Origin of the sequence: Burkholderia stagnalis, assembly GCF_039848545.1 — a bacterium.
GTDB lineage: Bacteria > Pseudomonadota > Gammaproteobacteria > Burkholderiales > Burkholderiaceae > Burkholderia > Burkholderia stagnalis.
This window is the reverse complement of record NZ_CP156685.1, coordinates 2388901-2411711: the sequence shown is the minus strand read 5'-3', so window position 1 is coordinate 2411711 and position 22811 is coordinate 2388901. Positions and strand designations below refer to the sequence as shown.

The window sequence follows — 22811 nt, the reverse complement described above, 5'->3', positions numbered from 1 at the left end:
CGATACGGATGATCCGGATGAACGACCTCGACACGCGCCCGGTGCGCTTCGGCATCGTCGGCGCGGGCAGCATCGCGCGCCGTTTCGCGCAGAGCCTCGCGCATGTCCCGGGCGCCGCGCTCGCGCGCGTGTGGGCGCGCCGCGCGGATGCGGCGGCCGCCTTCTGCGCGGCCCATGGCGGCATGCCCGCCGCCAGTCTCGATGCGCTCTTCGCGAGCGACATCGACGCCATCTACATCGCGACGCTTCACGACAGCCACGCACACTATGCGCAGGCCGCGCTTGCCGCCGGCAAGGCGGTGCTGTGCGAAAAGCCCGCGACGCTCAATGCGGCGCAACTCGACGCCGTGCTGCGTGCCGCACGCGATGCCGGCCGGCTGTTCATGGAAGCGATGAAGCCGCCGTTCTTCCCGCTGTACCGCAAGCTGCGCGCGCACCTGCGCGACGACCCGATCGGCGAGATCCGGCTCGTGCGGGCCGGCTGCGCGTCGTCGGGCGTGCCCGGCGATCACCCGGTGTATCGCCTCGAGCAGGCGGGCGGCGCGCTGCTCGACATCGGCATCTACGAGACGTTTCTCGCAGTCGACTGGCTGGGTGCGCCGCTCGACGTGCAGACGCTGGGGCGCGTCGGCGAGACGGGCGTCGACCTGTTTGCGAGCCTGAACAGCCGTCATGCGAACGGCGGCATCGCGCAGCTCTTTTGCGGGCTCGACGTGATGGGGCGCGGCGACGCGCTGCTGGCCGCGGCCGGCGGGCACGTGACGATACACGAGAAGTGGTGGAACCCGGCGCGCGCGACGATCTGTTATGCGGACGGGCGCGTGGTCGAACTCGACGAGCCGTTCGACGGCGGCGGCCTCAACTACGAGACCGCGCATTTCTGCGACCTGCTGCGCGCGGGGAAGACCGAGAGCCCCGTGATGACGCACGACCATTCGCGGCGGATGATCGCGATGACGGACGCGGCGCGCGCCGCGCTCGGCGTGCGGTATCCGGGCGAGTGATGTTTGCACGATCTGCGCGGCGCACGCTCGAGGCTTGCGCTGCGCGATCGCTCAGCAGTCCAATGAATCGATGCCCGGGTGCTCGGCCGGATTGTCCGGCTCAGTGCTTGGCCGGCAGCGACAGCCGCTTTTCATACCAGCGCTGCACCCACTCGAGGATCTGGCACAGCACCCAGTACACGGCTGCGGCGGCCAGATACAGCGGCAGCGGCTGGTAGGTCGCCGCGATCACTTCCTGCGCGCTGCGCAGCAGTTCGGTGACGGTGATCACCGACACGAGCGACGTATCCTTGATCAGGCTGATCAGGCTGTTCGACAGGCTCGGCACCGCGATGCGCAGCGCCTGCGGGCCGATCACGTAGCGCAGCGTCTGCCCCCACGACAGCCCGAGGCTGTACGACGCGAGCCACTGGCCGCGGTGGATGCCGTTGATCGCGCCGCGCATGCTTTCGGACATGTAAGCCGCGACGTTCGCGGACAGCGCGATCACGCCCGCGGGTGTCGGATCGAGCGAGATGCCGAGGCTCGGCAGGCCGTAATAGATGACGAAGATCTGCACGAGCAGCGGTGTGCCGCGCATCACGCTAACGTAGGCGCGCGCGAGCGCCGCGAGGGTGTTCACGACGACGCGCTCGACGCCCGAGGTCATCCCGTCGCTCTGCCGGATCCCCATCATCGCCAGCACGACGGCGCCGATCAGGCCGAACACCATCGACAGGACGGCGAACTTGACGGTCAGTACCGCCCCCTGGGCGAGTACCGGCAGCGATTGGACGAGCAGGGAAGTGGTCGACATGAAGTGCTGATTGGGTGCGTGCGCGAAAGCGCAATCATAAACCGGACGAACAAAACAAAGGGCGGCATCGTTCCGGATGCCGCCCTGTCGGCCCGCCGTGCGGCTGGCGATGCTGGCGTGCTTACTTCAGCGGCTTCGTCACGTCGATGCCGAACCACTTGTCCGAGATCTTCGTGAAGGTGCCGTCGGCGGCGAGCTGCGCCATCGCGTCGTCGATCGCCTTCTGGAACTTCGGGTTGCCCTTCTTGAACGGAATGCCCGACGGGTTGGCCGAGCCGACGTTCGCGCCCGGGCGCAGCGGCAGCTGCGAATTCTTCGTCAGGTACGCGAGCATCAGGCGGTCGTTCAGCGCCGCGTCGAGACGGCCGGCCGCGAGATCGCGCAGGTACTCGGGCGCGCCCGGGTACGTCTTCACGTCGATGCCCGCCACCGACTTCGCCATGTCCATGTAGTTCGTGCCGAGCGCGACGCCGAGCTTCTTGCCCTTCAGCTCCTCGAGCGACTTGAACTGGCGCGTGTCGTCCTTGCGCTGGATCAGCTGCGCGGACGAGTACGTGTACGCCGGCGAGAAGTCGAGCGTCTCCTTGCGCTTGTCGGTGATGCCGACCTGGTTGACGATCACGTCGAACTTGCCTGCCTGCAGGCCGGCGATGATGCCGCTCCATTCGGTCGTGACGAATTCCGGCTTCACGCCGAGCTTGGCCGCGACGGCCTTCGCGATGTCGACGTCGAAGCCGACCAGTTCGCCGCTCGGGCTCTTCGAGTTGAACGGCGGGAACGTGCCCTCGAGGCCGATCCGCAGCGTGCCGCGTTGCTTCACGTCGTCGAGCAGGTCGGCCGCGTGCGCGGTCGCGGCGGTGAACGACGCGCCGATCAGGCCGGCGACCAGCAGTTTCTTCAGCAGCGCAATTTTCATCTTGTGGTTCCTTACCGGGTCCGGGTCAATAATTCGGCATCGATGATAGCGAAAACGCTATCAATGCAGAAATACAGTTTGCTTATGCCTATATTACGTCGCTCGTGCGCCGGCCACGGCCTTCACGCACTCGGCGACGAGCGTCGGGCCGCGATAGATGAAGCCGGTGTACAGCTGCACCAGCGCCGCGCCGGCCGCGAGCTTCGCCTGCGCGTCCGCGCCGGAGAAGATGCCGCCGACGCCGATGATCGGCACCGCGCTGCCGAGTTCGGCGTGCAGCTTGCGGATCACCTCGTTCGACGCCTCGAACACCGGCCGCCCGGACAGGCCGCCGGCTTCGTCCGCGTGCGGCAGCCCTTGCACCGCGGCGCGCGACAGCGTCGTGTTGGTGGCGATCACCGCTTCGATCTTGTGGCGCAGCAGCGTGTCGGCGATCTCCTTGACCTGCTCGTCGTCGAGGTCCGGCGCGATCTTCAGCGCGAGCGGCACGAGCTTGCCGTGCAGGTCGGCGAGGCGCTGCTGCTTGTCCTTGAGTGCCGCGAGCAGCGCGTCGAGTTCGCCCGCGCCCTGCAGCTGGCGCAGGTTCTTCGTGTTCGGCGACGAGATGTTGATCGTCACGTAGCTCGCGAACGGATAGACGCGCTCGAGGCAGTACAGGTAGTCGTCGGCGGCGCGCTCGATCGGCGTGTCGGCGTTCTTGCCGATGTTCAGGCCGAGGATGCCGCGGTAGCGGGCCGCCTGGACGTTCTTCACGAACTGGTCGACGCCGCTGTTGTTGAAGCCCATCCGGTTGATCAGCGCGTCGGCCTGCGGCAGCCGGAACATGCGCGGGCGCGGGTTGCCGGGCTGCGGGCGCGGCGTGACCGTGCCGACCTCGATGAAGCCGAAGCCGAGCGCCGCGAGGCCGTCGATCGCCGCGCCGTCCTTGTCGAGGCCGGCCGCGAGGCCGACCGGGTTGCGGAACGTGAGCCCCATCACGGTGCGCGGCGCGTCGGGCACGCGGGCCGACAGCGCGCAGGCGAGGCCGGTGCGGCCGGCCGCGCCGAGCGCGCGCAGCGTGAGGTGGTGAGCGTCTTCCGCATCCATCTTGAACAGGGATGCGCGGGCGAGCGGATAGAGGGAACTGAACACGGGAATGGGCGACAGCCAGAAATATGACAACCCGCTATTTTACCGGGAGTTGCGCGGCCGGGGCTGCGTTTGGCGGGCGAGCGTCGCGCCGGCGGGCGCGAATGTGTGCACCGTGCCGCCGGGCGCGCGTCAGGCCGAGCCGGAATGCCCGCCGGGCAGCGGCGCGCGCGCGAGCGCAGCGTCGACCGGCGGCAGGTCGATCCGTGCCGGATCGAGCACCTTCCAGCGTCCGTCGACGAGCCCTTCCAGCGGATGGAAGTTCGCCTTGTACGCCATCTTCGGGCTCTCGCGGATCCAGTAGCCGAGATACACGTAGGGCAGTCCGAGGCTTTTCGCCTGCTCGATCTGCCAGAGAATGTTGTAGGTGCCGTAGCTCGCGTGCAGGTCGTCCGGCTCGAAGAACGTATACACGGACGACAGGCCGTCGCCGAGGATGTCGATCATGCTGACCATCCGCAGCTGGCCGGGCTGGCCGCCCGGCGCATCGAGATCGCGGAATTCGACGAGGCGCGAATTGATCCGGCTCTGCAGCAGGAACTGCTCGTACTGGTCGCGGCTGTCGCGGTCCATCCCGCCGCCCGCGTGGCGCGCGGACTGGTAGCGCATGTAGAGCGCGTAATGCTCTTCGTCGTAGTGCAGCGGCGACACCGTCGCGACGAGCGCGCGGTGCCGTTTCCACATCCGCCGCTGCGTGCGGTTCGGCGTGAACGCCGCGACCGGCACGCGCACCGGCACGCACGCGCGGCAACCGTCGCAGTAAGGGCGGTACGTGAACACGCCCGAGCGGCGGAAGCCGGCCTTGACGAGCTCGGTGTAGATGTCGGAATTGATCAGGTGGCTCGGCGTCGCGACTTGCGAGCGCGCGACGCGGCCGTCCAGGTAACTGCACGGGTAGGGCGCCGTTGCATAGAATTGCAGCGCCGAAAGCGGTGAAAGCGGCAGCTCAGTCGGGTGAGTCATGGGCAGCTCTCGATGCAGGAATGGGGTGCCGCGCCGGCGCCTGCTCGCGGCCGCCGAGCGACGCCAGTTGCGACGCGTTGTGCTGGCAGTCCATCATCGACTGCTTGCAAAAACCGTTATAAATCAAAAGATTGTGTTTCGACTCCCGGCGAATCACCGCCGGGCGGCAACGAAGCGGATGCAAGAAAATTAACATGAAAACGGGGCTAAATGCATCATGTCCCGATTCAACAATAGGCCCATCGAGCGGGTGCGACCAGCCGGGAATAAAGGGGACGCCTCCGCCCTCGTCGTTCCAAAGGGGCTCGATCAAGCGGCTGTCGTGCTATGCTGTACATTCATACAGTATTTCGCTGCAGCCATGCCGATGTGGGAATGCATTTGGGCGTTCGTCGACGAAGACGGCGCGCACGTTCAGACCGCCGACCGTACCACCGAACCCGGGTTCGCGGGGCGGCGCGCGCGTCACCGCGCGGCGGCGATTCTCGCAAGCGGCGGGCAGGCGTGAAAACTGCCGGCACCACGGTTTCGCTGATCGGCGGTGTCGCCGTCCTGCTGATGCTGCTGCACACGTTCGGCTTCATCGATTTCAAGGTGTGCGTGGCGTGGCCGGGCGAATGCCGCGTGGAAGTCATCCACAAGAGCAAGCCCGCGGCCAATGCGGGAAGTTGACGGATGGGCGGGCGAGCAAGAGAGCCGGCTTTGGCGGCGGGGTGCGCGTGTCGCCCTAGCGCTCGATCCCGGTAGGGGCCACCGGTTCGCCGCGGCCCACGAGCCCGGCGAGCGCACGCTTGTCGAATTGCCACGGAATCGGCGGTTCGGCCACCGCGCGGCGCACGTGGGCGATGAAGGTCTTGCGGGCGATCTCGCGGCCGCCGAGCGACGCCAGGTGCGACGTGTTCTGCTGGCAATCGATCATCTGCAGGCCGCAGTCGCGCAGGTGGGCGACGAGCGTGGCCAGCGCGATCTTCGACGCATCCGTTTCGTCAGCGAACATCGATTCGCCGAAGAACATCCGCCCGAACGCGACGCCGTAAAGCCCGCCGACGCGACGCCCGTCGCGCCATGTCTCGATGCTGTGCGCGTTGCCGGTGCGGTAGAGCGACGTATACGCGTCGATGATCTCCGCGGTGATCCACGTGCCGCGCTGGCCGCGCCGCGGCGCCTGCGCGCACGCGCGCATCACGCCGGCAAAATCGTGGTCGACGCGCACTTCCCACTCGGGTTCGCGCAGCACGCGCCGCAGTGTCTTCTTCAGCGAAGGCGACACCTTGAACTCGGCCGGCACGAGGATCATTCGCGGGTCGGGGCTCCACCACAGCACCGGCTGGCCGTCCGAATACCACGGGAAGATGCCGTGCTGGTAGGCGTCGATGAGGCGCGAAGGCAGCAGGTCGGCGCTCGCGGCGAGCAGCCCCGGCGCGCCGGTGGCCGGGCCGAGCGCCCGCGTGACGGGCGGAAACGGATCGTCTGGGCCGAGCCAGGGGACCATGGGTCGCGGGCTCAGCCGGCGCGCAGCGAGCGGAAGATATCGCCGGTGTGGACGCCGTAGTCGCCGGCGGCACGGTCGGCAAAGAAGAATCGCAGGGTCTGGCTGACGGTCGGGAACGCGATGTCGTCCCACGGAATGTCGGCCTCGTCGAACAGCTTCACCTCGAGGCTTTCCTCGCCGGCCTCGAATGCGGGATCGACGAGCCGCGCCAGGTAGAACAGGTGCACCTGGTGCACGTGCGGCACGTTCAGCAGCGTGAACAGGCTCTGCACCTCGACGCGCGCGCCGGCTTCCTCGAGCGTCTCGCGCGCGGCGGCTTCGGCGGTCGTCTCGCCCATTTCCATGAAGCCTGCCGGCAGGGTCCAGAAGCCGTAGCGCGGCTCGATCGCGCGGCGGCACAGCAGCACCTGCTCGCCCCACACGGGGACGGTGCCGACGACGTTGCGCGGATTCTGGTAATGGATCGTGCCGCATTGATCGCAGACGAAGCGTTCGCGGTTGTCGCCCGGAGGAATGCGCGCGATGACTTCGTGACCGCAGACGGAGCAGAATTTCATGTCGAGTGGAAGGGACGAGGTGTTGCGAGTGTATCACCCGTGCGGGGCATTCTCGAACGGCGGCGCGGCGCTGCGTCGTCCTCTGTGGAATCGGGTGCACCACACGGACAAGGGCATCTCATGACGACGACACCTGGCGCGTTTTCGGAGCGCCTCTTCTCGTACGGCACGTTGCAGCTGGAGCAGGTCCAGTTGACGACATTCGGCCGCAAGCTCGGCGGCCAGTCCGACGAAATGCCCGGCTATGCGCTGTCGATGCTGAAAATCGAGGATCCGGCGGTCGTGGCAACGAGCGGCAACACGCATCACCCGGTCGTGACCTGCACGGGCAACCCGGCCGACAAGGTCAGCGGGATGGTCTTCCCGATCACCGCCGCAGAGCTGAAACACGCGGACGACTACGAGGTGTCGTCCTATCGACGCGACCGCGTCGTGCTCGCTTCGGGCGTGCCTGCCTGGGCGTATGTCGACGCCGGTTCGGCGCACGCCGGCTAGAAAAGCAAAAAGCCTTGATTTCATCGTGAAATCAAGGCTCTCTGTGATGCTTGGTTGCGGGGGTAGGATTTGAACCTACGACCTTCGGGTTATGAGCCCGACGAGCTGCCAGACTGCTCCACCCCGCGTCCGTTGAAGAAATAGATTATAGAGGCAATCTCGACCGGCGTGCAAGCACTTTCTGACAAGCAGCGTGTGGGGCCGGTACCGAGGGCGCGTGCGATAGAATCGAGCGGTTTGTCTCGCCACTCCGGCAGCGGGGCTGCGTGCGATCGCAGCGGTCCCGGCAGCCTTCACTTCTTGCTTCGACGGATTCATGGATATCGCTCTCGATCTGCAGTCGATCGGCGCGCAGGAACAGGCGCTCGTGTTTCCCCGCTTCGATGCCGCCCGCGCGTGGGCGCTCGGCAACCGGCTGCATGCGCTCGCCGCGTCGCGCGGCCATGCGGTCGCGATCGACATCGGCACGTTCGGCCAGCCGCTGTTCTATGCCGCGCTGGACGGCGCGACGCCTGACAACGCCGACTGGGTGCGCCGCAAGCGCAACGTCGTCGCGCATTTCCGCTGCAGCTCGTATGCGATCGGCCTGCGCATGAAGCAGGCCGGCTCGACGCTCGCGGACAAGCACGGCCTGCCGGTGGCCGAGTATGCGTCGTACGGCGGCGCGTTTCCGCTGACGGTCGCGGGGGCCGGCGTGATCGGCACGGTAACTGCGTCGGGGCTGCCGCAGCGCGCCGACCACGAACTCGTCGTCGAGGCGCTGTGCGCGGAGCTGGGCCACGACTACGCGGCGCTCGCGCTGGCGAGGAGCTGAGCGATGCAGCTGCCCGGTTATGCATGGCTCGCGATCGCGATCGTCGCCGAGGTGATCGGCACGTCCGCGCTGCGCGCGGCCGACGGCTTCACGCGCCTTTGGCCGTCGCTGCTCGTCGTGGCGGGCTACGCCACCGCCTTCTACTGCCTGTCGCTGACGCTCAGGACGATGCCGGTCGGCATCATCTATGCGGTGTGGTCGGGCGCCGGCATCGTGCTGATCACGCTCGTCGCGATGCTGCTGTATCGTCAGGTGCCGGACGTGCCGGCGGTGATCGGCCTGTCGTTGATCGTCGCGGGCGTCGTGGTGCTGAACCTGTTCTCGAAGATGCAGGCGCACTGACCGTACGCCTGTCGCCAGCCGGATTCCTTCCATGACCGATTCCATTCCCGTCGCTTCCGACCAGCCCGACGTGCGCGCCTACGTGGCGAACCGCGTCGGCTTTCTCGAACTGAACCGGCCGAAGGCGCTCAACGCGCTGTCGGTCGGGATGATCCGCATCATGCACGCGGCGCTCGACGCTTGGCGCGACGATCCGGAGGTCGTCGCGGTCGTCGTGACCAGCCCGCATCCGCGCGCGTTCTGCGCGGGCGGCGACGTGCGCTTCTTCCACGATGCATGGCAGCGCGGCGACCGCGATGCGGTCGATACGTTCTTCATCGAGGAATACACGCTGAACCACGCGATCTTCAGCTTCCCGAAGCCGTACATCGCGCTGATGCACGGCGTCGTGATGGGCGGCGGGATGGGCATCTCGCAGGCAGCGCGCCACACGGGCGGGCTGCGGGTCGTCACGGATTCGACGAAGATGGCGATGCCGGAGACGCGCATCGGCCTGTTTCCCGATGTCGGGATGAGCTGGTTCCTCGCGCGCACGCCCGGTGCGATCGGCCGCTATCTCGCCGTGACCGGCGCGACGCTCGACGCGGCGGGCGCGCTGCATGCGCAGCTCGCCGACGTCTACGTGCCCGACGCGGCACTGCCGGCGCTGCTCGACGCGCTGCGTCACGAACGCTTCGACAGCGGCGCGCAGGCGGTCGAATGCGTGGCCGCGGCGGCGGCCGCGCACAAGGTCGTGCCGACGCCCGACACGTCGTCGCTGGCCGACGCGCGCGCCGGCATCGACCGTCATTTCGCGCAGCCCGACCTCGTCGCGATCCTCGCGTCGCTCGATGCCGACCAGGATTGCGCGGCCGTGGACGGGTGGATCGAAAAGGCGACGCATGCGATGCGCAGCCAGCTGTCGCCGCTGTCGATGGCGGTGTCGCTCGAAGTGGTCGATCGCGCGCGCGGCGCGACGATGGCCGATTGCCTGCGGCGCGACCTCGACCTGACGCGCTCGACGTTCGCGCGCGGCGACGTGATCGAAGGCGTGCGCGCGCTGATCGTCGACAAGGACCATCAGCCGGCCTGGCGTTTCAAGTCGATTGCGGAAGTCGGCCGCGCGGACGTGCTAGCGATGTTCGACAGCCCGTGGACGCCGGACACGCATCCGCTGCGGAACCTGAAGGACTGACGCGTGCGGCGCCGTCCGCGAGAAATCGCCGCTTCAAATAACTCGGCCGCCCATGCAGGCGGCCGAATCGTTTTCAGGCGGAGAACGGCGAGGGCGCGTCAGTCTTCGCCCGCATCATCCGACATGAACGCGCGCATGAACACGAGCGCGCCCCAGCCCCACAGCGCATTCGCCGCGAAGCCGACGGCCAGCACCGGCAGCATGTTGCCGGACGGCCAGATGCCGCGCAGCGGGTCGATCGCGAACACGCGCGCGGCCGTCAGCACGATTCCGCCGAACACCAGCGCGCCGATCCACGGCGCCTCGCGCTCCGGCGACACCCGCAGCAGCCACGCCATCGGGATCGCCCAGCATGCGCTGATCAGCGCGTTCGCGACAAACTCAGGAATGCCGAGCGGCGCGAACGGCGCGGTCGAGAAGCCGGCCGCGGCGATCAGGTCCGCGGTGTGCAGCAACGCGAGCGTCGCTTCGCGGAAGAACAGGGCGGCCAGGAAGCCGGACAGGAACGGCAGGATGACTTTCTGCATCGATGAGTGCACCGCAAGCGCGCGCGGCCGGGGCCGTCTGCGCGGAATTGTTCGAAATGGTGCGTCATTATAGGGGGACGCGGGCCGATATTCGCTGCAGCGTCGTGCTAATCAGGAAAGCGGAAAACCTAAGCTCAAAAAAATCGTTCCAAAGCCTACCCCCGATCCCTAGACTGATTTCCCAGAAACAGCCGTGCCCGCGCGTTCTTGCCCGCCGCGCGGCTGACCGCAACATACCCCGATTCGAACGCACGTCATGCATGCGCCGCCCGTTGGCGGCGCGAGCAGGGCGCTGCTTTATCTCAATTCTGGCAAGGACAGTCACGCAGGAGCAGCAGATGAATGTGTTCTGGTTTATCCCCACGCACGGCGACAGCCGCTATCTCGGTACCGCCGAAGGCGCACGCGCCGCGGACTACGATTACTTCAAGCAGGTCGCCGTCGCGGCCGACACGCTCGGCTACGAGGGCGTGCTGCTGCCGACCGGCCGTTCCTGCGAGGATGCGTGGGTGGTCGCGTCGAGCCTGATTCCGGCCACGCAGCGCCTGAAATTCCTGGTCGCGGTGCGGCCCGGCATCGCGTCGCCGGGCCTGGCGGCGCGCATGGCCGCGACGTTCGACCGGCTGTCCGGCGGGCGCCTGCTGATTAACGTCGTGACGGGCGGCGACGCGGCCGAACTCGAAGGCGACGGCCTGTTCGCCGATCACGACACGCGCTACGAGATCACCGACGATTTCCTGAACATCTGGCGCGGGCTGCTCACCGCGTCGCACGACAACGGCGGCTTCGACTACATCGGCAAGCACCTGCAGTCGAAGGGCGGCAAGGCGCTGTATCCGCCGGTGCAGCGCCCGCACCCGCCGCTGTGGTTCGGCGGCTCGTCGCCGGCCGCGCACGCGATTGCCGCCGATCATATCGACACCTACCTGACGTGGGGCGAACCGCCCGAGGCCGTTGCGAAGAAGATCGCCGACGTGCGCGCACGGGCGGCGGAACGCGGCCGCCAGATCAAGTTCGGCATCCGCCTGCACGTGATCGTGCGCGAGACCGAGGAAGAAGCGTGGCGCGATGCGGATCGCCTGATCAGCCGGCTCGACGACGCGACGATCGCCCGCGCGCAGCAGGCGTTCGCGAACATGGATTCGGAAGGCCAGCGCCGGATGGCCGCGCTGCACGGCGGCAAGCGCGGCGGCCGCGAGTCGCTCGAGGTGTATCCGAACCTGTGGGCCGGCGTCGGCCTCGTGCGCGGCGGCGCGGGCACCGCGCTCGTCGGCAATCCCGAGCAGGTCGCGGCGCGCATGCGCGAATACGCGGAACTCGGCGTCGAGACGTTCATCCTGTCGGGCTATCCGCATCTCGAGGAATCGTATCGCTTCGCCGAGCTCGTGTTCCCGCTGATCAAGGGGCGCGGCGCGGCGAAGGCGACCGGGCCGCTGTCCGGCCCGTTCGGCGAGATCGTCGGCAACAGCTACCTGCCGAAGGCAAGCCAGAGCTGAGCGAAGGGAGGCCTGCGATGACAACGAAATCGACGACGGGCGGCGGCCTGGCCGCCCGTGCATGGCGCACCGCGGCGCCGTGGCTCGTGCCGCTCGCGTTGCTGGCCGTCTGGGAGGCCGGCGCGCGCATCGGCTGGCTGTCGACCCGCGTGCTGCCCGAGCCGGTCGCCGTGGTGCGCGCCGCGTGGTCGCTCGTCGTGTCCGGCGAGCTGTGGGCGAACGTGAAGGTCAGCACCTGGCGCGCGCTGTTCGGCTTCGCGCTCGGCGGCGGCGTCGGTCTCGCGCTGGGGCTCGCGACCGGCCTGTCGAAAGCCGCCGAGGTCGCGCTCGACTCGACGATCCAGATGATCCGCAACATCCCCGCGCTCGCGATGATCCCGCTCGTGATCCTGTGGTTCGGCATCGACGAGAAGGCCAAGCTGTTCCTCGTCGCGCTCGGCGTGTTCTTCCCCGTCTACATCAACACGTATCACGGGATCCGCTCGGTCGACGCGAACCTGATCGAAATGGCGAAAAGCTACGGCGTGCGCGGCTTCGCGCTCTATCGCGACGTGATCCTGCCCGGCGCGCTGCCGTCGATCCTCGTCGGCGTGCGGTTTGCGCTCGGCCTGATGTGGGTGATGCTGATCGTCGCGGAGACCATCTCCGCGCAGTCGGGCATCGGCTACATGACGATGAATGCGCGCGAATTCCTGCAGACCGACGTGGTGGTGGTCGGCATCCTGCTGTACGCAGTGCTCGGCAAGCTGGCCGACGTGCTCGCGAAATGGCTCGAACGCGTGACGCTGCGCTGGCATCCCGCCTATCAAACAGGAGCACAGGCATGAATGCGACGATTTCGGCGGCCGGTTACGGGCCGCTCGCCGCCGCGGACCTCGAGGCCGAATTCACGCAGGCGCGCGTCGCGGACGGCGATGCCCGCGACGCGGCGATCCTCGAGCGCGACGGCGGCGCATCGGTGGTGCCGCTCGCGCGGCGCCGCGCAGCCGGCATCGCGCCGGCGGACGACGCGGTCACGCTGAGCGGCATCAGCAAGCGCTTCGGCGCGCGCATCGTGCTCGACGACATCGACCTGGGCATCGCACGCGGCAGCTTCGTCGCGATCGTCGGCCGAAGCGGCTGCGGCAAGTCGACGCTGCTGCGGCTCGTCGCGGGCCTCGAGCAGGCGAGCAGCGGCACGCTGACGGCGCGCGGCGAAGGCGGCGGCGCGCTCGACACCCGGATCATGTACCAGGACGCGCGCCTGCTGCCGTGGAAGACCGTGCTGCAGAACGTGATGCTCGGGCTCGGGCTCGGGCGCGGTGCGCGCGACGATGCGCGCGCGGTGCTCGACGAAGTTGGCCTGCTCGAACGCGCCGACGACTGGCCCGCACAACTGTCGGGCGGCCAGCGGCAGCGCGTCGCGCTGGCGCGCGCGCTGGTGCATCGGCCTCAACTGCTGCTGCTCGACGAGCCGCTCGGCGCGCTCGACGCGCTGACCCGCATCGAGATGCATGCACTGATCGAGCGGCTGTGGCGCGAGCACCGGTTCACGGCGCTGCTCGTCACGCACGACGTGCACGAAGCCGTCGCGCTCGGCGACCGGATCCTGCTGATCGAGCAGGGGCGCGTCGCGCTCGACCAGCCGGTGCCGCTCGACCGGCCGCGCGCCCGTGCGTCGGCGGCATTCGCCGCGCTCGAGGACCGCGTGCTGCAGCGCGTGCTCGCGGGCGGCCCGGGCACGGCGGCGCAGCCCGCGCAGGGCGCGGGCGACGCGCGGCCGGACGGGCGGATTCGCTGGGCCGTTTAATCCGGGCGGCACCTGCCGCCCATCCTGAGTCTTTTTCTTCGGAGCGATCAACCCGATGAGCATCACCGCAATCAACGTACGCAACCAGTTCAAGGGCAAGGTGAAGGAGATCATCCGCGGGCCCGTGGTGTCCGAGGTCGACGTGGAGACGCCGTTCGGCATCGTCACGTCGGTGATCACGACCCGCTCGGTCGACGAACTCGAGCTGAAGGTCGGCGCGGAAGTCGTCGCGCTCGTGAAGTCGACCGAGGTGTCGATCGCGCGGCTCTGAGCGAGCCGGCGCCGGCCGCGCGCCGTCGGCCCGGGCTTTGCCGTCCGGGGCGGCCGCCGCGGCGCCTTGTCGCTGCGTAGCCGCATCGGTATTCGCCGTCCGGGCGAAGTGCTAGGATGGAGCGACACCGACGCGGAGGCAGCGTATGACCCCCATCCTTTCTCCCGAAGCCATCGAGGCGCTGAAGTGGATCGACCAGTTCGGCGACAGCCGGCCGGTGCCGGCGACCTTCAGCGACATCGTGTACGTGCTGCTGAACGAAGGGCTGATCTACCAGACGGCCGGCGACCGGGTCGATCTCACCGCCGACGGCAAGGCCATCCTGTCTAACGAATATGACTGAACGCCCGGCGCGGGCCTGGCGGCTCGCGCGGGGCGTCGCTTATCGACGGAGCGCGCGATGGAACTGAGAGGCAGCGATCTCGGCGACTACAGCGAGCCGTACCGCGGCTTCGAGATCGAAGTGAAGACCGAGCAGGTCTGGGACGGCGAACACGTGCACTACCGCGTGCTGCAAGGCGATGCGGTGCGGATCGACTGGCGGCTCGTGAAGGTCGACGGGCTGCTGCTGACCGAGCGACGGGTGATCGAGCGCGGGTTCGACGCGGCGCGGCGCGCGGTCGATTCGGAACTGGCCGGCGACGCGGGCGCATAGCGCCGGGCGGGCAGGGCGCCCGTTGCGGTAGAATGCGCGGTTGTCTCCGCGCCGTCCGTTGCCCGAATTCCATGTCCGTTTCGCCTTCGCTTCCTCCCCGCCGCGTGTCCGTGGCGCCGATGCTGGACTGGACCGACCGTCATTGCCGGTCGTTCCACCGTACGCTCACGCGCAATACGTGGCTCTACACGGAAATGATCACGACCGGCGCGCTGCTGTTCGGCGACGCGCAGCGGCATCTCGCGTTCACGCCGAACGAATCGCCGGTCGCGCTGCAGCTCGGCGGCAGCGAGCCGGACGATCTGGCGCGCGCGGCGAAGCTCGGCGAGCAGTGGGGCTACGACGAAATCAACCTGAACTGCGGCTGCCCGTCGGAACGGGTGCAGCGTGGCGCGTTCGGCGCGTGCCTGATGAACGAGCCGCAGCTCGTCGCGGATTGCGTGAAGGCGATGCGCGACGCCGTGTCGGTGCCGGTGACGGTCAAGCACCGGATCGGCGTGGATGCGGTCGAGGAATACGAATTCGTGCGGGACTTCGTCGGCACGGTTGCCGAAGCGGGCTGCGAGGTGTTCGTCGTGCACGCGCGCAATGCGATCCTGAAAGGCTTGTCGCCGAAGGAGAACCGCGAGATCCCGCCGCTCAAGTACGACTATGCGTATCGGTTGAAGCGCGATTTCCCGGCGCTGGAGATCGTGATCAACGGCGGCATCAAGACGCTCGACGAAGTCGCGCAGCATCTCGAGCATGTCGACGGCGTGATGCTCGGCCGTGAGGCGTATCACAATCCTTACGTGCTGGCGGACGTCGATCGGCGGTTCTACGGCGCGAGCGAAGCGGCGCCGACGCGCGAGGAAGCGGAGGCGCAGCTGATCGCGTATTGCGCGGCGGAACTGAAGCGCGGTACGTACCTCGGTGCGGTCGTGCGTCATGCGCTCGGGCTGTATCGCGGCGAGGCGGGGGCGCGTGGCTGGCGTCGTGTGCTGTCCGACAACAAGAAGCTCGCGCGCGGCGATCTGGCCGTGTTCGACGAGGCGCGCACGCATCTTTTCGCCGCCGACGAAAATTTTGAAAAAAAGGCTTGGCAAGATTAAAAACGCTTTATATAATCTTGCTTCTTCGCTGTTGAACAGAACGCGACGCAGCGAAGAAAGCAGTATCAGTGGTGGCTGTAGCTCAGTTGGTAGAGTCCAGGATTGTGATTCCTGTCGTCGTGGGTTCGAGTCCCATCAGCCACCCCACAGAATGCTTCAACAAAACAGGCGCCTCGGCGCCTGTTTTGCTTTGCGGGGCAACCGAGGACATTAGCGCCGATTCGAGCCGCGTCATTTCCAGAGCGTTCTGCTCACCTTCCATTCATTCCGCGTAAGTCGTCCCGAACATCTCGGGGCTCTGTCCGCGTTGTGTCGCGCAAAAGACCGCGGTCTTTCCTGGCCACAAAATCCTGCCGCGGTTCAGCACCGCATCGATCAAGCCGCAGCGCTATGATTGACGAACGCGCAGTCCGAACGCATTGCCGAGTGATCCCAGGGAGGGCACGATGTCCATCTTTGCAGTGAATGGCGTGAGAATCGATTTGCTGACCAGGCGCGTGACGCACGTGCGTTGGGCGAAGCTCAATCCCCAAGACGACAGCTGGGTCGAAGCGCCGCGCGAGGCACGTGTCATGGACGTTGTCGATGCAATCATGGGCGGCGACGACGTCTATACGATCTTCTCGGTCGGAGGCCAGAGCGTTGTCGGACCGGCGTTGAAGACGGTTGTATACCGCGACGCCTCGCAGGGGATCGAGCTCGACGTCGACGCAACCAAAGTGTCTCGTACGCTGGATGAGCTTCCGCAGATCTGATCGTGATTCGTTGAACTTCAACCTGGGAGGTCTCCGGGGTAGCGCCATTTGCTGAAGAACAGGAAGGTTCAACAGCGAATGCGACGGCGCTCGGGGCTAAACGGCCGACGGCAGCGGCGCATATTTCGGCTTCGCGGCATGCTTGGCGCGGATCCGTTCGACCTTCGTCCAGATGTCCGCGAGCTCGGTTTCTCCGGCCGCGTGCATGTTCGAGCGCTTCTTCGAGGAAGCGATGATTCCGCTCCGTGCGATCGTTCGCGGTCGCCGCTCCGAAGCATTCGAGCATCCACGGTTGCACGCGCGCCTGAAACGTCGAAGATGCCGCGGCATGCGCAAGCCCGACCGCTTCCGGGCCGGCCTTGTCGGCCGTTACTGCAGGCGGCTCGGCAGGAGATGCGGTGAGGAGGGTGCGCGCGGATTGGACGGCGCGTTCGAGCGCCTCGATATCGGCATCATCACGCGCGCGGGCACGAACGGCTGAAATCACGTTCCCGGCCTCGAACAGAACAGTGCCGATATAGTCCATCAGCGCATCGATGCGGCTCGTTTCGTTGTACGTGGCCGTCATCATGGTTCCGGCAAAACATATCGCTTTCGGTGGGCAGCTTCTAAATCGTTGCTGAAGCAACCTTCTCGCATGGTATAGAAAGTCCTGGCGTGCAGGCGTTTCACGGCAAGCGGTCGAGCGTTCGCAGCGCATACGCATCGGTGGCAACACACCCATCAAAGGAAGAGACACCTGTGAAGATCATGATCGTCGGTGCCAGCAAGGGGCTGGGCCGTGCGTTTGTCGAAGGTCTGTGCAGCCCCGGCGACACCGTCATCGGCGTATCGCGCAAGCGGCCGAACGCGCTGACGTTGCCTGACGCCGTCGATCTCCAGTGGATCGAGGCGGACATGGCGTCTCCTGCCGATGCCGTGGCGCAGATCGCGCGAGCCGCGCCCGCCGAACTGGACGTGCTGATCTGCAACCTCGGAGTCTGGGAGGAAACGGCCTTCACCGACGCCTATGCTTTCCTGGACGATTCGGACGACACCATTGCGAATCTGGTGAACGTCAACATCACGGCCACCTTGCTGCTGCTCAAGCGTCTGGTGCCGCGGCTGCTGCGTGCCGACAAGCCGCAGCTGTTCCTGACCGGGTCGACATCGGCACTTCGGCAAAGCGGGCGCCCGGAAGTGGCGTTCGGCGCATCGAAGTTCGCGCTCAACGGGATTGCCGATGCGCTGCGCGAAGGGTTCCGGGGCAGCCGCCTGGCCGTCACGTGCCTGCAACTCGGCTACCTGAATACCGACGATGCCTTGTCGGTCCCGCTGGAAGACGCCGCGGCGCGCGGCGATGGCCAGAGCGTGCCGGTCCATGACGTGGTGGCGGTGGTGCGCACGCTGCTGCACCTGTCCAACGCGTCGTTCGTCCGGGAACTCGTCATGCCGGCGATTGCGGACGACCGCTTTTGAGCCGGTCGCGGAACCCGGCAAGGTCGGAACAGGCCCGGCCCTTGGGGCGAGAGGCCGTCGCGCGACGGCCAGCGCGCCGAACGTTCGAAAAACTTCCCGGACGTGTGGCCAAGCCGCGTCGCGTGACCTATGCTGGAGCGATTCACCGTTCACGGGTACGGCGTTGCGATCGACCATGCGCCGTCCCCGGGTTGTTCGCCATTCAATGCGGAGGCTGACATGTCGGAGCGCGCGGTTGTCGACGAGAACGGCTATCTGTGTTTCTGCGAGGCGTATGAAGAACCTCAGGGCGTGTGGCGTGCGCTGGTCCGGTTCGAGCGCAAGAGCGACCATGCGCCGATGAAGACGCACATCCCCGGCATGACGCACAAGATCGACGAGACATTTGCGACGCACCATGAAGCGATGGGCGCCGCGAAAGCCTATGCCCGATACAAGGCGTCGCAAGATGAAACAGGTCTCCGGACAGGGCAGGCGGACCTTTCCAACGGCTGAATCCGGCGCGAAAGCCGCTTGCCGGCTACCGCGGCGCTCGTCCGCTTCCTTTCCTCCCGACCGATGATTTCCGACGCACTATACGAAGACCCGAACCTCGCCAGCTTCTACGATGCCGACAATGAATGGAGCGCCAGCTTCGACTACTGTCTGACGCTGGCCGAGGGCTGCGCGTCCGTGCTGGACCTTGGCTGCGGCACGGGCGTGCTGAGCGCGGCCATTGCGCAGGCCGGCTGTGGCGCCGTATGGGGCGTCGATCCCGCAGTGGCGATGCTCGAGATCGCACGCGCACGCCCCGGCGGCGACCGGGTGAACTGGGTCGCCGCGGACGGCCGCAACGTGCGCGTTGGCCGTCGCTTCGACCTCGTGGTGATGACCGGCCACGCGTTCCAGGTGTTCCTGACGCAGGCTGACAGGCTCGCGGTACTCCAGACGGTCGCCGCGCACCTTGCGCCGCACGGGCGATTCATCTTCGACAGCCGGAACCCCGCCGTCGAGGAATGGCGGGAATGGGTTCCTGCCGAATCCGGGCGCGAGGTCGACCATCCCGAGCTGGGGCCGGCGCAAGCGTGGAACGACGTCGCGCGGGATCCGGAAACGGGCATCGTCACCTATGAAACATGCTATCGGGTGGCTGCCGATGGCCGGCTGTTGCGTTCGCGTTCCCGCATCGCGTTTCCGTCACGGGAGGAAATCGACGAACTGCTGCAGCTTGCCGGGCTGACCGTGGACGCATGGCTGGGCGACTGGACCGGCGGCCCGTGCAACCCGGATTCCCCCGAGATGATCCCCATCGGCCGATTGACAGCGGGTGACGGCGCCGTCGAACACGCCGGGTGCGAATCAGGCGGGAAGCAAGGCTGACTGGCGCGGCATGCAGTCTGTGGCGCCGCGAACGGCCCCGATCTGTGCCCTTGTCCGCGCGGACGCCCGGTCTAGACTGCGCGCTGTCCGGATGTCCCCTCGTGCCTGAGTGTGCTGTCCGGGCCCCGCCTGTTTCTCCGCGGGTCGTTGACGTCCCCATGGATCGCACGATCCCTGGGGATTTTTTTCATGGAAGGGCGGGGCGGCGATGTCCGATCCTTCGCCGCATGAACTGTGACGGGCCGATGACGGCCGAAATGTACACCCGGCCGGCACCGCGGCGTCGCTAAACTTCAAGGCGTCTGACCTTACCCGAATGCTTCAAGACCCTCGGTCGGACACCGTGTCTCTCAACGGTTTTTCACATCCCCATGGTTTCAAGGCCCATGGGGATTTTTTTCGTCCGGCCGCGATGCGCGCATGGACGCAAACCGGATTCCGTCTACACGCCCTCGACCAGCACCGCGCGAAAGCGCGCGCCCTTGAAGCGATGCTGGGCGACCGCCTGGTATTCGGGCCCGTGATACCACGCATGCGCGGCAGCCTTCGACGGAAACTCCATGATCACGACGCCTTCCGGGCCTTCGCCCTCGAGCGTCTCCTGGGGGCCGTACGAGGCGAGCACCTTCACCGGATGGCCGGCGAGGGTCGCGCGGACCTTGCTTCGATAGACGTCGAGTTCCTGCTGATCCTGCGTGCTTTCGCGGGTGAAAACGATATAGGTCGCCAAGATTGCACTCCTGATGCGGTTCGGAATGACCCGACGCCTCGGAGCCGTCGGGTCGCCAACTGTCGCGCGTCACGCCACCGGCATGGCGCGGCAGTGCCGTCAGCTTACAGATGTTCGCGCAGGAACGTCGCGGCCTTCGCCAGCGAGCGGGCGCCTCGCGGATCGGACGGTCGAAGTTCACGCCGGTAATCGACTCGAGCGCCTGGATCGTGCCGCCGCCGCCACGCCGCCTGCTCGCTGCACCGTCCGGCGAAAATATTTTTGCCGTGCATGTCGATTCCGCATCGGCTCGTCCGTCGTGTGATCGGAGGCGTGCGCATCGCGCGCCGCGTTCCGTTTTTCGACCCGATCATTCACTCGAAGGAGACACGCTCATGTCCACGTCCGTCAACCCGATCCCGGAAGGGATGCGCACGCTGACGCCCCATCTGATCTGCGCCGGCGCCGCCGAGGCGATCGACTTCTACAAGCGCGCGTTCGGCGCGGTCGAGCGGATACGCCTGCCGGCGCCGAACGGCCGGCTCGCACACGCCTGCCTGAGCATCGGCGATTCGACGCTGATGCTCGTCGACGAAATGCCCGAGCACGGCGCGCTCGGGCCAAAGGCGCTGAAAGGAACGGCGGTCTGCCTGCACCTGTATGTGCCCGATGTCGACGCGGCGATCGCGCAGGCGGTCGCGGCAGGCGCGCAGCTCACGATGCCGGCCACCGACATGTTCTGGGGCGATCGCTACGGCCAGGTCGAGGACCCGTTCGGCCATCGCTGGTCGCTCGCGACGCATCAGCGCGACCTGACGCCGGAGCAGATCGTCGAGGCGATGGCCAGCGCGCCGCCATGCGGCGCGTGACCGGCGCGCAAGCGGCGCGTTGCGCTCAGATGCGCGCCGCCTTGCCGCGCTGCTTGTGCTCGTACATGTGACGGTCCGCCGACGCGAGCAGATCCGACACCGAGTGATGGCGCGCCGGATCGTACGCGACATGGCCGGCGCTGAACCGGATCGCGTAGCCGCGCGCGTCCGCGGCGTTGCGTGCCGCGAGCGCGCGGGTGACGCGATCGACGGGTTCGTCGGCGTCACCCGCGTCGGTCGCGCTCAGCAGCGCGACGAACTCGTCGCCGCCGAGCCGCGCGATCACGTCGCTGTCGCGCAGCGCGCCCGTCAGCGTTTCCGCGAACGCCTTGAGCGCGCGGTCGCCTTCGGCATGGCCGAAGCGGTCGTTGATCGCCTTGAACTCATTCAGATCGAAGAACAGCAGCACCGCGCGCCGGCCGAGCCGCGCGCAGAGGCTCAGCACGTGCCGGGCGAGCATCTCGAAGCCGCGCCGGTTCGTCAGTTGCGTGAGCTCGTCGGTGGTCGCGAGATGCAGCGCGGCGATTTCGCGTTCGGTCATGTGCGCGAGATCGTCGAGCAGCGCCAGCTCGTCGTGGTCGAGCGAACGCGGCTTTGTGTCGATCAGGCACAGCGTGCCGACCCGCGCGCCGTTCGGCGCGGACAGCGGCTGGCCCGCATAGAAGCGGATGCCCGGCGCGCCGGTGACGAGCGGATTGTCGTGGAAGCGCTCGTCGAGCAGGGCGTCGGGAATCACCAGTGCGTCGTTCGTGAGCAGCGCATGCGCGCAGAACGACACGTCGCGCGATGTTTCGGGGGCGTCGAGCCCCGTGCGGCTCTTGAACCATTGGCGATTTTCGTCGACGAGGCTGACGAGTGCGATCGGGACGTCGAACAGTCGTCGCGCGAGGCGGGTGAGTCGGTCGAAGCGCTCTTCCGGCGGCGTGTCGAGGAGGGCGAGCGCGTGCAGCGTGGTGAGCCGGGCCGCTTCGTCGGGCGGTTTGGGGGCAATGTGCATGGGCGATGTCCCGGCGGCGAAGGCCGGGCGTCGGTTGCGTGTCGGCAGCGCGTGCGCGAAGTGCCGCGGCGCGGGTTTGGCCGCCGCACGCTTGCCGGTTTCACGGGGGAGAGTATCGCGCATTCCGCGCGATGCCGCCAAGTCGGTATGCGTGGCGATGCCACGCGGCGGGGGCACGTCGGCGGACTGCTAAAGTCGCCCGTCGCGGTGCCGTAAATAGTGCGAAACAACCTGTCCAAGACAAGGCATCATGGGTCGATTTCTGTACGTTGGGTATCTCGCTTTCGCGCTCTACATCATCTATCCGATGGTCCAGAACTATCTGGCCGCCGACGAAGCCTGCCTGCGCGCCGCGTCGCTCACCGCCGCCGCCGCGGATCTTTCGGCCAGCCAGGCGCAGGCGCACCGGAGCAACTGCACGCAGCAGGCGAGGATCGGCGCCGTTGCCGGCCGCACGAGCGAGCTTCATTGACCGTTCGCCAGGGGCGCCCGACCTGTGCCGCGCGCCGGCGGCGTCAGTACGCGGAGCGGTACGGCGTGCCCTGATCGAAGCGGCTTTGCCAGTGCGCGAGATAGCGTGTCGCCAGTTGCGGGTTGTTCCACACCACCAGCACGTTCTCGGAGTTGCGCGTCGCCGCCGACGCGCTGTAGTTGAACGATCCGGTCTCGACATGTTCGGCGTCGATCACGAGGTACTTGTCGTGGTGGATCGCGTAGGTGTCGATCGTGCGGGTCGGGATACCCGCGTTGATCATCAGGTTCAGCGCCTGCTGGCTGCTTTTCGCGCGGTTGCCCTTGTCGTCGACGACGATCGCGATATTGACGCCGCGCCGCTTCGCGGCGAGCAGCGCGCGCGTGACCGCGGGCGACGTGAACGAATAGGCCGCGACGCGGATCGAGCTGCGGGCGGCGCCGATCGCCTTCAGCACGAGCGCCTCGGCGCCGGCGTCAGGCGAGAACGCCGATTCGACGACCTGGGTGGCCGGCGCTTCGTGCGTCGGGGCCGGCAGCAGACGCGACACGAAATCGATCGCCTGTTGCAGCAGCGATTCGGTTTGCGTCTTGCCGAATGCCGTGAATGGCGTGACGAGCAGGGAGGAGGCGAGGCAAACGGCGGCGAGGCGATTTCGCGACAACATCGTGGACAACGGACG

At 67.2% G+C, this 22811-nt stretch carries 31 protein-coding genes and 2 tRNA genes; 21 read left to right on the top strand and 12 right to left on the bottom strand.

Annotation, left to right across the window (positions count from 1 at the left end; genetic code table 11):
• Positions 1 to 17 precede the first annotated feature (17 nt).
• Positions 18 to 1004 (top strand): Gfo/Idh/MocA family protein, encoded by a 987-nt coding sequence (locus ABFO07_RS11190; protein WP_060272735.1) that lies wholly within the window; start codon positions 18 to 20, stop codon positions 1002 to 1004.
• A 100-nt stretch (positions 1005 to 1104) separates the two neighbouring features.
• On the opposite strand, the gene ABFO07_RS11185 is transcribed toward ABFO07_RS11190, so the two are convergent.
• From ABFO07_RS11185 to ABFO07_RS11165, 5 genes are all read right to left on the bottom strand, one after another.
• Positions 1105 to 1800, bottom strand: coding sequence for an amino acid ABC transporter permease (locus ABFO07_RS11185; RefSeq protein ID WP_059560364.1), 696 nt, complete (start codon positions 1798 to 1800; stop codon positions 1105 to 1107).
• A gap of 121 nt (positions 1801 to 1921) precedes the next feature.
• On the bottom strand, positions 1922 to 2716 hold the full coding sequence (locus tag ABFO07_RS11180) for a cystine ABC transporter substrate-binding protein (protein ID WP_060159575.1): 795 nt from the start codon (positions 2714 to 2716) through the stop codon (positions 1922 to 1924).
• A 93-nt stretch (positions 2717 to 2809) separates the two neighbouring features.
• Positions 2810 to 3847 carry a quinone-dependent dihydroorotate dehydrogenase gene (locus tag ABFO07_RS11175; protein WP_347467203.1) on the bottom strand — a complete coding sequence of 346 codons (1038 nt, stop codon included), beginning with the start codon at positions 3845 to 3847 and terminating at the stop codon, positions 2810 to 2812.
• Between the two features lie 129 nt (positions 3848 to 3976).
• A complete protein-coding gene (locus ABFO07_RS11170) occupies positions 3977 to 4807 on the bottom strand; it encodes an arginyltransferase (protein WP_059807029.1) in 831 nt (276 codons plus the stop codon).
• On the bottom strand, positions 4791 to 5120 hold the full coding sequence (locus ABFO07_RS11165; RefSeq protein WP_155631301.1) for a hypothetical protein: 330 nt from the start codon (positions 5118 to 5120) through the stop codon (positions 4791 to 4793). Before ABFO07_RS11165 ends, ABFO07_RS11170 begins: the two co-directional genes overlap by 17 nt.
• Before the next feature lie 191 nt (positions 5121 to 5311).
• On the opposite strand from ABFO07_RS11165, the gene ABFO07_RS11160 reads away from it, so the two are divergent.
• Entirely contained in the window at positions 5312 to 5479 is a 168-nt protein-coding gene (locus ABFO07_RS11160; protein WP_155628767.1) for a hypothetical protein, read from the top strand.
• A 55-nt stretch (positions 5480 to 5534) separates the two neighbouring features.
• Here the strand turns inward: ABFO07_RS11160 and aat are convergent, their stop codons facing one another.
• The gene (gene aat / locus ABFO07_RS11155; RefSeq protein WP_059886076.1) at positions 5535 to 6299 is read right to left on the bottom strand and encodes a leucyl/phenylalanyl-tRNA--protein transferase; all 765 of its coding nucleotides are present in this window, start codon (positions 6297 to 6299) and stop codon (positions 5535 to 5537) included.
• An 11-nt stretch (positions 6300 to 6310) separates the two neighbouring features.
• Positions 6311 to 6856 carry an NUDIX hydrolase gene (locus ABFO07_RS11150; RefSeq protein ID WP_059560380.1) on the bottom strand — a complete coding sequence of 182 codons (546 nt, stop codon included), beginning with the start codon at positions 6854 to 6856 and terminating at the stop codon, positions 6311 to 6313.
• A 120-nt stretch (positions 6857 to 6976) separates the two neighbouring features.
• Between ABFO07_RS11150 and ABFO07_RS11145 the strand changes: the two genes are divergently transcribed.
• Positions 6977 to 7351, top strand: coding sequence for a gamma-glutamylcyclotransferase family protein (locus ABFO07_RS11145; protein WP_059906212.1), 375 nt, complete (start codon positions 6977 to 6979; stop codon positions 7349 to 7351).
• Between the two features lie 51 nt (positions 7352 to 7402).
• Here ABFO07_RS11145 and ABFO07_RS11140 read toward each other — a convergent pair.
• Positions 7403 to 7479: transfer RNA gene (locus tag ABFO07_RS11140), tRNA-Met, on the bottom strand.
• Between the two features lie 188 nt (positions 7480 to 7667).
• Here ABFO07_RS11140 and ABFO07_RS11135 point away from each other — a divergent pair.
• The 3 genes from ABFO07_RS11135 to ABFO07_RS11125 are packed head-to-tail and all read left to right on the top strand — an operon-like array spanning position 7668 to position 9681.
• Complete coding sequence (locus ABFO07_RS11135) at positions 7668 to 8165, top strand: heme-degrading domain-containing protein (RefSeq protein WP_059560387.1); 498 nt, start codon at positions 7668 to 7670, stop codon at positions 8163 to 8165.
• 9 nt (positions 8166 to 8174) lie between these two features.
• On the top strand, positions 8175 to 8507 hold the full coding sequence (locus ABFO07_RS11130) for a DMT family transporter (RefSeq protein ID WP_375782241.1): 333 nt from the start codon (positions 8175 to 8177) through the stop codon (positions 8505 to 8507).
• 31 nt (positions 8508 to 8538) lie between these two features.
• Positions 8539 to 9681: an enoyl-CoA hydratase/isomerase family protein gene (locus tag ABFO07_RS11125; RefSeq protein ID WP_060147786.1), complete on the top strand. Its 1143-nt coding sequence runs from the start codon at positions 8539 to 8541 to the stop codon at positions 9679 to 9681.
• A gap of 98 nt (positions 9682 to 9779) precedes the next feature.
• On the opposite strand, the gene ABFO07_RS11120 is transcribed toward ABFO07_RS11125, so the two are convergent.
• The gene (locus ABFO07_RS11120; RefSeq protein ID WP_059560879.1) at positions 9780 to 10208 is read right to left on the bottom strand and encodes a hypothetical protein; all 429 of its coding nucleotides are present in this window, start codon (positions 10206 to 10208) and stop codon (positions 9780 to 9782) included.
• A 338-nt stretch (positions 10209 to 10546) separates the two neighbouring features.
• On the opposite strand from ABFO07_RS11120, the gene ssuD reads away from it, so the two are divergent.
• From ssuD to ABFO07_RS11055, 13 genes are all read left to right on the top strand, one after another.
• Positions 10547 to 11704: an FMNH2-dependent alkanesulfonate monooxygenase gene (ssuD, locus tag ABFO07_RS11115; RefSeq protein ID WP_059560397.1), complete on the top strand. Its 1158-nt coding sequence runs from the start codon at positions 10547 to 10549 to the stop codon at positions 11702 to 11704.
• A 17-nt stretch (positions 11705 to 11721) separates the two neighbouring features.
• Positions 11722 to 12531 (top strand): aliphatic sulfonate ABC transporter permease SsuC, encoded by an 810-nt coding sequence (gene ssuC / locus ABFO07_RS11110; protein ID WP_059560400.1) that lies wholly within the window; start codon positions 11722 to 11724, stop codon positions 12529 to 12531.
• Positions 12528 to 13493, top strand: coding sequence for an ATP-binding cassette domain-containing protein (locus ABFO07_RS11105; protein ID WP_124489930.1), 966 nt, complete (start codon positions 12528 to 12530; stop codon positions 13491 to 13493). Before ssuC ends, ABFO07_RS11105 begins: the two co-directional genes overlap by 4 nt.
• Before the next feature lie 55 nt (positions 13494 to 13548).
• On the top strand, positions 13549 to 13764 hold the full coding sequence (locus tag ABFO07_RS11100) for a TOBE domain-containing protein (RefSeq protein ID WP_006400187.1): 216 nt from the start codon (positions 13549 to 13551) through the stop codon (positions 13762 to 13764).
• A gap of 145 nt (positions 13765 to 13909) precedes the next feature.
• Entirely contained in the window at positions 13910 to 14107 is a 198-nt protein-coding gene (locus ABFO07_RS11095; protein ID WP_059560406.1) for a hypothetical protein, read from the top strand.
• A 57-nt stretch (positions 14108 to 14164) separates the two neighbouring features.
• Positions 14165 to 14419, top strand: coding sequence for a hypothetical protein (locus ABFO07_RS11090; protein WP_059807011.1), 255 nt, complete (start codon positions 14165 to 14167; stop codon positions 14417 to 14419).
• 71 nt (positions 14420 to 14490) lie between these two features.
• Positions 14491 to 15510, top strand: coding sequence for a tRNA dihydrouridine(20/20a) synthase DusA (gene dusA, locus ABFO07_RS11085; RefSeq protein WP_081059898.1), 1020 nt, complete (start codon positions 14491 to 14493; stop codon positions 15508 to 15510).
• 71 nt (positions 15511 to 15581) lie between these two features.
• Positions 15582 to 15657, top strand: a tRNA-His gene (locus ABFO07_RS11080).
• A gap of 299 nt (positions 15658 to 15956) precedes the next feature.
• Positions 15957 to 16265: a hypothetical protein gene (locus tag ABFO07_RS11075; protein ID WP_059890816.1), complete on the top strand. Its 309-nt coding sequence runs from the start codon at positions 15957 to 15959 to the stop codon at positions 16263 to 16265.
• A gap of 205 nt (positions 16266 to 16470) precedes the next feature.
• Complete coding sequence (locus ABFO07_RS11070) at positions 16471 to 16746, top strand: hypothetical protein (RefSeq protein ID WP_347467196.1); 276 nt, start codon at positions 16471 to 16473, stop codon at positions 16744 to 16746.
• 269 nt (positions 16747 to 17015) lie between these two features.
• On the top strand, positions 17016 to 17723 hold the full coding sequence (locus ABFO07_RS11065; protein WP_347468658.1) for an SDR family NAD(P)-dependent oxidoreductase: 708 nt from the start codon (positions 17016 to 17018) through the stop codon (positions 17721 to 17723).
• Positions 17724 to 17852: 129 nt separating this feature from the next.
• Positions 17853 to 18218 (top strand): hypothetical protein, encoded by a 366-nt coding sequence (locus ABFO07_RS11060; RefSeq protein ID WP_230941995.1) that lies wholly within the window; start codon positions 17853 to 17855, stop codon positions 18216 to 18218.
• A gap of 18 nt (positions 18219 to 18236) precedes the next feature.
• Positions 18237 to 19082 carry a class I SAM-dependent methyltransferase gene (locus ABFO07_RS11055; RefSeq protein WP_347467194.1) on the top strand — a complete coding sequence of 282 codons (846 nt, stop codon included), beginning with the start codon at positions 18237 to 18239 and terminating at the stop codon, positions 19080 to 19082.
• A gap of 442 nt (positions 19083 to 19524) precedes the next feature.
• Here ABFO07_RS11055 and ABFO07_RS11050 read toward each other — a convergent pair whose 3' ends face one another.
• A complete protein-coding gene (locus tag ABFO07_RS11050; protein WP_059560430.1) occupies positions 19525 to 19812 on the bottom strand; it encodes a DUF1330 domain-containing protein in 288 nt (95 codons plus the stop codon).
• A gap of 374 nt (positions 19813 to 20186) precedes the next feature.
• Here ABFO07_RS11050 and ABFO07_RS11045 point away from each other — a divergent pair, with 374 nt between their 5' ends.
• Positions 20187 to 20660: a VOC family protein gene (locus ABFO07_RS11045; RefSeq protein WP_059890814.1), complete on the top strand. Its 474-nt coding sequence runs from the start codon at positions 20187 to 20189 to the stop codon at positions 20658 to 20660.
• 25 nt (positions 20661 to 20685) lie between these two features.
• Here ABFO07_RS11045 and ABFO07_RS11040 read toward each other — a convergent pair whose 3' ends face one another.
• The gene (locus ABFO07_RS11040; RefSeq protein WP_059962749.1) at positions 20686 to 21657 is read right to left on the bottom strand and encodes a GGDEF domain-containing protein; all 972 of its coding nucleotides are present in this window, start codon (positions 21655 to 21657) and stop codon (positions 20686 to 20688) included.
• A gap of 250 nt (positions 21658 to 21907) precedes the next feature.
• On the opposite strand from ABFO07_RS11040, the gene ABFO07_RS11035 reads away from it, so the two are divergent.
• Positions 21908 to 22129: a hypothetical protein gene (locus tag ABFO07_RS11035; protein WP_059560440.1), complete on the top strand. Its 222-nt coding sequence runs from the start codon at positions 21908 to 21910 to the stop codon at positions 22127 to 22129.
• 43 nt (positions 22130 to 22172) lie between these two features.
• Here the strand turns inward: ABFO07_RS11035 and ABFO07_RS11030 are convergent, their stop codons facing one another.
• Positions 22173 to 22796 carry a phospholipase D family protein gene (locus tag ABFO07_RS11030; protein ID WP_059560443.1) on the bottom strand — a complete coding sequence of 208 codons (624 nt, stop codon included), beginning with the start codon at positions 22794 to 22796 and terminating at the stop codon, positions 22173 to 22175.
• Positions 22797 to 22811: the final 15 nt, after the last annotated feature.